This is a genomic window from Burkholderia sp. Tr-20390 (assembly GCF_017104595.1).
Lineage (GTDB): Bacteria > Pseudomonadota > Gammaproteobacteria > Burkholderiales > Burkholderiaceae > Burkholderia.
On sequence record NZ_JAAGPC010000350.1, the window covers coordinates 1 to 3,393 of the forward strand.

The 3,393-nt window shown below is 69.0% G+C and carries 3 protein-coding genes; 1 reads left to right on the forward strand and 2 read right to left on the reverse strand.

Annotated features, from left to right (window positions below):
- Nucleotides 1–670: SGNH/GDSL hydrolase family protein (locus G3N98_RS38735; protein ID WP_206151073.1), on the reverse strand; the 670-nt coding region annotated here is incomplete at its 3' end.
- Between the two features lie 286 nt (nt 671–956).
- Between G3N98_RS38735 and G3N98_RS38740 the strand changes: the two genes are divergently transcribed.
- Nucleotides 957–3,044 carry a UvrD-helicase domain-containing protein gene (locus tag G3N98_RS38740; RefSeq protein ID WP_046547468.1) on the forward strand — a complete coding sequence of 696 codons (2,088 nt, stop codon included), beginning with the start codon at nt 957–959 and terminating at the stop codon, nt 3,042–3,044.
- A 95-nt stretch (nt 3,045–3,139) separates the two neighbouring features.
- On the opposite strand, the gene G3N98_RS38745 is transcribed toward G3N98_RS38740, so the two are convergent.
- Nucleotides 3,140–3,393 (reverse strand): c-type cytochrome (locus tag G3N98_RS38745; RefSeq protein ID WP_206151074.1); only part of this gene is annotated, 254 nt, incomplete at its 5' end.

The following is a 3,393-nucleotide window of genomic DNA, read 5'->3' on the forward strand; positions in this document are numbered from 1 at the left end:
GCGCGGCCCACACCGCGCAGGCGGTTGCGCCGGGGTGGAAGCCGTCGGTGGCCATCAGGTGGCACTCGAGCGGCAGCTCGACGCGCAGGAACGTGCAGTGCGGCTGCGTGGCGGCCCACCCGGCGAGCGCCGTGTTGAGCCGCTTCGCGCGCAGCCCGAGATACCACGCGAGCGGCTGCGGCAGCGCCGGAAAGCGCTCCATCGGCGGCACCGCCGACAGGATCGCGTGCCCGACCCGGAAGCGCGCGGCGAGCAACCGGACGAGCTCGGCCTGCTGCGCCAGCCAGCGGGCCGGCGGCACGCCGCCCGTCACGTCGTTGACGCCGAGCGACGTGACGGCCACGTCGAACGGCTCGGCCGGCTCGGCGGCGAGCCAGTCGACCAGCTCCCGCGTGGTCAGGCCGGTGCGCGCGAGCAGCTTCCAGCTCACGCGGTGGGTGGCTCCGAGCGCGCTCGCCAGTTGCCCGGACAGCGCGTCGCGCTGCGTCGCGACGCCGACGCCCGCGGCGGCCGAATCGCCGACCACCAGCACGCGCAGCGGCGGGCCGTCGCCCGCCACGCCGTCGCGCGGGCCGGCGGCCTCGGGCAGCCGCGGCGTGACGCGGCGCACGTAGCGCCCCTGCGCGAACAGCAGCGGGCCGAGGGCGGCGGTGGCGAACGGGTATCCCATGATGTCGATCCGGTGGCGGTACAGGTGACGCAAACGGGCCGGCGCGGGGCGGCGCCGAAGTGGCCATATTGTGGCCGATCGGTGCGCGAACGGGGCCGGATTGGCCGAACGGACAGGGGGTGCCCGGCCGGTCGGCTCGCGCAGCCCCGCCCGGCGGCGCTCCCGAAAAGCGCGCCGCCGACGTGTTAACATGCGCGTCCTGCCCGCGTGTCCGCCTGCTTCGCCAGCCCGCCGCGCACGGCATCCTCCCGGCGTTCCGCCGTCAACCGCAACACCATCCGCCATCATGTCCGCAGGCCTGAATCCCGCCCAGAACGAAGCGGTGCGCTACCTCGACGGTCCCTGTCTCGTGCTCGCCGGCGCGGGCAGCGGCAAGACCCGCGTGATCACGCAGAAGATCGCGCACCTGATCGAAGCGAAAGGCTTCGAGCCGCGCCACATCGCCGCCGTCACGTTCACGAACAAGGCGGCCGCCGAAATGCGCGAGCGCGTGTCGAAGCTGCTCGAGGGCAAGACGCTCACCACGCCCGGCAAGGAAGGCCGCAAGGTGCCCGTCAACCAGCTCACCGTCTGCACGTTCCACTCGCTGGGCGTGCAGATCCTGCGCCAGGAGGCCGAGCACGTCGGCCTGAAGCCGCAGTTCTCGATCATGGATTCGGACGACTGCTTCGGGATGATCCAGGAGCAGATCGGCACGACCGACAAGGGCCTGATCCGCAAGATCCAGAGCACCATCTCGCTGTGGAAGAACGGCCTGATCATGCCCGAGGAAGCGATGACGATCGCGGCCAACGAGGACGAGCACCAGGCCGCGCTGGTCTACCGCAACTACGTCGCGACGCTGCATGCGTACCAGGCGGTCGACTTCGACGACCTGATCCGCCTGCCCGCCGAACTGTTCGCGAAGAACGAGCAAGTGCGCGACCGCTGGCAGAACAAGCTGCGCTACCTGCTGATCGACGAATACCAGGACACCAATGCGTGCCAGTACGAACTGCTGAAGCTGCTCGCCGGCCCGCGCGCGGCGTTCACGGCGGTGGGCGACGACGACCAGGCGATCTACGGCTGGCGCGGCGCGACGCTCGAGAACCTCGCGCAGCTCGGCAAGGATTTCCCGAAGCTGCACCTGGTCAAGCTCGAGCAGAATTACCGGTCGACGGTGCGCATCCTCACCGCCGCGAACAACGTGATCGCGAACAACCCGAAACTGTTCGAGAAGAAGCTGTGGTCCGAGCACGGGATGGGCGATTCGATCACCGTCACGCCGTGCAACGACGAGGAGCATGAAGCCGAATCGGTCGTGTTCCGGCTGTCCGCGCACAAGTTCGAGCGGCGCGCGCAGTTCCGCGACTACGCGATCCTGTATCGCGGCAACTTCCAGGCACGGATCTTCGAGCAGGTGCTGCGCCGCGAGCGGATTCCGTACGTGCTGTCGGGCGGCCAGTCGTTCTTCGACAAGGCCGAGATCAAGGATCTGTGCGCATACCTGCGGCTGATCGCGAACGCCGACGACGATCCCGCGTTCATCCGCGCGGTCACCACGCCGCGCCGCGGGATCGGCAACACGACGCTCGAAGCGCTCGGCTCGTTCGCGGGCCAGGCGAAGGTGTCGCTGTTCGAGGCCGTGTACATGGGCGGGATCGAGGCGCGGCTGTCCGCGCGCCAGGTCGAGCCGCTGCGGATGTTCTGTGACTTCATCCAGCGCCTGACCGAGCGTGCGGACAAGGATCCCGCCACCGCCGTGCTCGACGACATGATGGAGGCGATCCACTACGAGGCGTATCTGTACGACGCGTTCGACGAGCGGCAGGCGCAGTCGAAGTGGCAGAACGTGCTCGAATTCCTCGAATGGCTGAAGCGCAAGGGCACCAAGCCCGAGACGGAAGCGGTCGATGGCGAGGCGGAAGGTTTTCACAACGCGGACGGGCTCGCCGATACCGGCAAGAACCTGCTCGGCCTGATCCAGACCGTCGCGCTGATGTCGATGCTCGAGGGCAAGGACGAGGATCCGGACGCGGTTCGGCTGTCGACGGTCCATGCGTCGAAGGGGCTCGAGTATCCGCACGTGTTCCTGGTTGGCGTCGAGGAAGGCATTATGCCGCACCGCGGCGGCTCCGAGGACGACGGCCCGATCGACAACGAGCGGATCGAGGAGGAGCGCCGGCTGATGTACGTCGCGATCACGCGCGCGCAGCGCAGCCTGCACCTGAACTGGTGCAAGAAGCGCAAGCGGGCGCGCGAGACGGTCGTGTGCGAACCGTCGCGCTTCATCCCGGAGATGGGGCTCGACGACGCGCCGCCGCCGACGCCGGAAGAGGCGCCGATGTCGCCGAAGGACCGGCTCGCGAGCCTGAAGGCGTTACTGCAGAAGTGATGTGGCGCTCCGGCGATCCAGTGGTTCGCCCGCAAAAACAAAACCCCCGCGATGCGTGTGCGTCGCGGGGGTTTTTTACTGACGGCCGGGTGGGGTTACTTCGACGCGTTGACCATGTAGTCGACGGCGGCCTTCACGTCGGCGTCCGACGCGTTCGACCCGCCCTTCGGCGGCATCGCGCCCTTGCCGTGCAGCGCGTAGTTGTAGACCGTGTCCATCGAGTCCTTCAGGCGCGGCGCCCAGTCTTCCTTGCTGCCGAACTTCGGCGCGCCGAGCACGCCCGCCGCGTGGCAGGCCTGGCAGGTCGACGTGTACAGCGCCTTGCCGGCGTCGGCGCCGGCCGGGGCGG

Excerpts from the sequence above, each read along its gene's own strand:
- G3N98_RS38740 (WP_046547468.1), top strand. The coding sequence starts at position 957 with ATGTCCGCAGGCCTGAATCCCGCCCAGAACGAAGCGGTGCGCTACCTC.